We start from the raw sequence: 1,677 nt of genomic DNA, 5'->3' as shown, positions 1-1,677 counted from the left end.
GCCGGACTATTCGAAATACGTGTCGTCGAAATACGTCACAGAGGCGCTTGCCTCGAACTAGTACTCGCTCAACGCAATTCCGGACGGAAAACCGCTTCACACTTTTCCTGGAATTGCTCTGAACCCGGCCCGCGCGCTTCTTCCCTGACGCCGCGTGCTGACTGCCCCGGAACCGCTGACGAGCGCCGGGGCCGTCGGATTTCAACGAAATTGCGAGGCATCCATGCCGCATCTCGTGCTCGACCCCCATCTCGTACTGGACCCCCATCTCGTACTGGACAAGGTCTCGATCCACTATGACGGCCAGGCGGAGCCTGCCGTCGAGCTTGTGTCGATCGATGTCGCCAAGGGCGATTTCGTCGTGCTGGTCGGCCGGTCCGGCTGCGGCAAGACCTCGCTGCTCAACGTCGCCGCCGGCCTTGTCGCGCCGGCACCCGGGCGCGCCTCCATCAACGGCAAGCCGATCACAGCACCTGGTTCGGACCGGGCGGTGGTGTTCCAGAACGACGCGCTGTTCCCATGGCTGACGGCGCGCGAAAACGTCGCCTTCGCGCTCAGGCTGCGCGGCGTCAGGCCCGCAGAGCGGGCCCAGCGCGCCGATGAGTTGCTGGCGCTGGTGAAGCTCACCGACGCCGGCGACAAGCGCATCTGGGAGCTTTCCGGCGGCATGCGGCAGCGTGTCGGCCTGGCCCGGGCGCTCGCCGCCGAACCGGAATTCCTGCTGCTCGACGAACCGCTCGGCGCGCTCGATGCGCTGACGCGCGAGCGCATGCAGACGACGCTGCTCGATTTGTGGACGGCAAGCGAGGTCGGCGTGCTGATGGTGACGCACGGCATCGAGGAGGCGCTGGTGCTGGCCACCCGCATCGTCGTGCTGGCGCCCGGTCCCGGCCGCGTGGTGCGGACTTTTGAACCCGGCTTCTCCAGGCGCTACGCATCGGGCGAAGCCATCCGCACCATCAAGGCCGATCCGGCTTTTGCGGTGGCGCGTGGCGAATTGACCGACGCGATCTTCGAAGGAGAGGCGGCATGACCGTTACCTCCTACACCGAGCGGGCGGGACACAAGATCGACGAGGCCGATGGCCTGTCGGTGCCGTGGTCGCGGCCCAGCCCGAAACGCAAAGGCGTTTCTGCGCGCGCGGTCAGCGCGGTGACCATCCTGATGGTGCTGGCGCTGTGGGCGCTGTCGGCCCGCCTGCAACTGGTGTCGCCAGTGTTTCTGCCATCGCCTGCCGCCGTGTGGAACAAGTTCATCACCGTCGCCCGTGACGGCTTCGTCGATGCTACGCTGCTGCAGCATGCCGTCGCCAGCCTGGGCCGGGTATTCGCCGCGCTGGTCGCCGCCCTTGCCATTGGCGTGCCGGTTGGTCTCGCCATCGGCATCAGCACCATCGGGCGCGGCATCTTCGATCCGCTGCTGGAATTCCTGCGGCCGATCCCGCCGCTCGCCTACCTGCCGCTGGTCATCATCTGGTTCGGCATCGGCGAGCCGTCGAAGATCCTGGTGATCGCCATTGCCATGCTGGCGCCGGTGGCGCTGTCGACCGCGTCCGGCGTTCGCGGCGTCTCGCAGGAACGCATCAACGCGGCGCGCTCGCTGGGCGCTACCCAGCGCCAAGTGGTCCGCCACGTCATCCTGCCCAGCGCGTTGCCGTCGATCCTGACCGGTCTGCGC

General features: G+C 67.2%; 2 protein-coding genes. Both read left to right on the top strand.

The genetic code is table 11. The features are described from left to right. Nucleotides 1-223: 223 nt before the first annotated feature. The gene (locus EN750_RS33165) at nucleotides 224-1,033 is read left to right on the top strand and encodes a taurine ABC transporter ATP-binding protein (protein WP_127399179.1); all 810 of its coding nucleotides are present in this window, start codon (nucleotides 224-226) and stop codon (nucleotides 1,031-1,033) included. Then, a partial coding sequence (locus EN750_RS33160; protein ID WP_127399178.1) for an ABC transporter permease subunit occupies nucleotides 1,030-1,677 on the top strand: 648 nt, incomplete at its 3' end. The genes EN750_RS33165 and EN750_RS33160, both read left to right, overlap by 4 nt.

Origin of the sequence: Mesorhizobium sp. M7A.F.Ca.ET.027.03.2.1, from assembly GCF_003999175.1 — a bacterium.
GTDB lineage: Bacteria > Pseudomonadota > Alphaproteobacteria > Rhizobiales > Rhizobiaceae > Mesorhizobium.
The sequence above is the reverse complement of the archived record's forward strand: the minus strand, read 5'-3'. Positions and strand labels throughout refer to the sequence as shown.